Below are 2,623 nucleotides of genomic sequence, written 5' to 3'. Positions count from 1 at the left end.
TGCGTATTCCAATGAAGCCGGCCACTGATTCCGAAATCAAGCCGGCCAGTCATTCCGATCTCATTCCGGCCGCCGTTCCGATTTGAAGGCGGCCACTTGTCGGACTGATCCTGGGTCTAATGGATGTGTGGCTTTGGTTTCGTTCGACGTCAAGCTTGCGATGTTTCGGGGAGCGTTGGAGCACGCTGTTTTCGCATGCTTTCGCCGCTGAGCTCGATGCGGTAGGCGTTGTGAACAAGGCGATCGAGGATGGCGTCGGCGAGCGTCGGATTTGCGATGATCTCGTACCACCGATCCAGGGGTACCTGGCTTGTGACGATGGTAGAGCGCCGTTCGTAGCGATCTTCGATGATCTCAAGGAGGTCGCGGCGCTGGTCGTCATTGAGCTTTTCCGGGCCCCAGTCATCAAGGATCAGCAGGTCGGTCTTGGCCAGCGACTTGAGGATCCGGCCATATCTGCCATCACCTCTTGCCAGTGCGAGGCTGGCAAACAACCTCGGGACGCGGTGGTACGCGACGGAGAAATCCTCGCGGCATGCTTTGTGACCGATCGCGCAAGCCAACCAGCTTTTGCCGACCCCAGCTGGGCCGGTGATGAGAAGGCTGTGGTGTTTTGTGATCCAATCGCAACCGGCCAGGGTCATGAACATATTACGATCAAGGCCGCGGGCCGCACGGAAGTCTACGTTCTCGATCTGCGCGTCATGGCGTAGCTTTGCGGCCCTTGCGCGCGCTTCGAAGCGCTTTTGTTGGCGCATGGTGGCTTCCCGTTCCAGCAGAATGGCAAGCCACTCGCCATGTTCGAGACCACGCGCCTCTGACTGGGCATCAAGCTCCTGGAAGGCAGTGGCCATGCCGTAAAGACCAAGCTCTCGTAGTCGGTCGATAGTGGGGTGTGTCAGCATCAGTTTTGTCCTCAATGAAAGTAGCCCGGGCCACGCAGATTGGCGTGGTCGATGATTGCAGAAGGTTCGGTGGAATGTTTTGCTGCCTTATGGTTGGCTAGAAGCGAGGCAATGCTTTTGCAGTTCAGGCCTCCGATCTCGACAGCTCTGGCTGATACGGCCTCGGCGCGTTCGCAAGCGATGTCGCGAAACAGGCGCAGGATGCCCAGGCATGTTCGAAAGCCCTGTTCCGGGTGCGGCCGGCTGGCGAGAACAGCGATGACCAGGCCTTCGGTATTGGGCCCAATCGATGCGCCCCAACGGCGAAAACGATCGGGCGTCCACTCTGCATAACGCCGGTGGGAGCTAGGCATGTGCTCCGGATCAGTGCCGTACCGAGGGCCACCATATCGGCGTTGATGAGCCGCGACGCGCTTGCCGCGGTGAAAGACCTCGATGGTCCGTGCCGTCGCTCTGAGATCGACCTGCTGACGGATAAGGCCATGTGGAACGGAATAGAGGAAGGTCTTGTATTCAACGTGGTAGTCGGTTGAAACACGGACCAATCGCCATTCCGCAAACTCGTAATCGTCACCGGGCAGATTTGCGAGCGCGGCACGCTCGACATTCTCGAACAACTGCCGTCGGGTGACACCAAGGCGACGCATGACATGGTCGTTGATGCGGTCCAGAGACTGGGCAATGGCCCCATTGGCCTCGGCGAGCGAGAAGAAGGTCTGCTTGCGCAAGCGGCCAAGGATGCAGGACTGAGCGAAACGGACACCGTTCTCGACTTTTGATTTGTCTTTCGGTCGCTTCGGCCGTGCCGGCAAGACTCCAATGCCGTAGTGCGAGGCCATCATGCCGTAGCTGCGGTTAATCTCGGGATCGTAGAAGCTGGCGCGATTCACGCCCGATTTGAGATTGTCGGGAACGATCAGCCGAGGGACCCCGCCGATGAAGCGAAACAAGCGGACATGCGAGCCGATCCAGTCGGGCAGGGTCTGGGTCCAGGTTGCCTCGGCGTAGGTGAAGCTGGAAGCGCCGAGCACCGCGACGAAGATCTCAGCCTCGCGGATCTCGCCCGTCGTCCGATCGACGATCGGTATCTTCTTTCCCGAATAGTCCACGAAGACCTTGTCGCCGGCAGCATGCTCCTGGCGCATCGTCGGAGACAGCCGTTGCTCGAAGCTGCGGAACAGCTCACAAAACCGGCTGTATCCATACCCCTCAGGGTTTGAAGCGCGATACTCTTCCCATAGGATTTGGAGCGTAACGCCAGGCTTCTTGAGCTCGACGACAAGTTCTGCCCATATCGGCTCTGTTCGCCGTCGGGTGCCCTGCTTGACACCGTTGCGAGCGAAAAGCTTATTCTCGAGAGCATCATCGGTCAGGTCGCCTGGCAAAGGCCAAGTCAAGCCGATCTCAGTTGCTCGCCGTAAATTATCCTGCACTGTGCTGCGCGCTATTCCTAACACGACCGCAATCTCACGGGAGCTCGTCCCGCTTCCGGCAAGCCGCAGCATCTGTCGTAATTGTCTCATGGTCAGCCTTCTCTTTGCCGGCATCAAAATCTCCACGTTGCGCGTGGTCCATTTGATGCCAAAGTTGCTGACCCAGGGGATGATAATCAGTGGCGGAAAGTGGCCGGTCTTTGATTGGAATGGTGGCCGGCTTCATATCGGAATGCTGGCCGGTATTTGATCGGAATGGTGGCCGGCTTCACGTCGGAATCCGCA

General features: G+C 58.5%; 2 protein-coding genes. Both read right to left on the bottom strand.

Features of this window, described 5'->3' with window-relative positions:
- Positions 1–149 precede the first annotated feature (149 nt).
- Positions 150–905, bottom strand: coding sequence for an IS21-like element helper ATPase IstB (gene istB, locus EDF70_RS29810; RefSeq protein ID WP_132281916.1), 756 nt, complete (start codon positions 903–905; stop codon positions 150–152).
- 11 nt (positions 906–916) lie between these two features.
- Positions 917–2,452 (bottom strand): IS21 family transposase, encoded by a 1,536-nt coding sequence (gene istA / locus EDF70_RS29805; RefSeq protein WP_132281914.1) that lies wholly within the window; start codon positions 2,450–2,452, stop codon positions 917–919.
- Positions 2,453–2,623: the final 171 nt, after the last annotated feature.

Origin of the sequence: Neorhizobium sp. JUb45 (assembly GCF_004343585.1) — a bacterium.
GTDB lineage: Bacteria > Pseudomonadota > Alphaproteobacteria > Rhizobiales > Rhizobiaceae > Neorhizobium.
The sequence above is the reverse complement of the archived record's forward strand: the minus strand, read 5'-3'. Positions and strand labels throughout refer to the sequence as shown.

Coding starts and splice junctions, on each gene's coding strand:
- istB (WP_132281916.1), bottom strand. CDS start 905: ATGCTGACACACCCCACTATCGACCGACTACGAGAGCTTGGTCTTTAC.
- istA (WP_132281914.1), bottom strand. CDS start 2,452: ATGCCGGCAAAGAGAAGGCTGACCATGAGACAATTACGACAGATGCTG.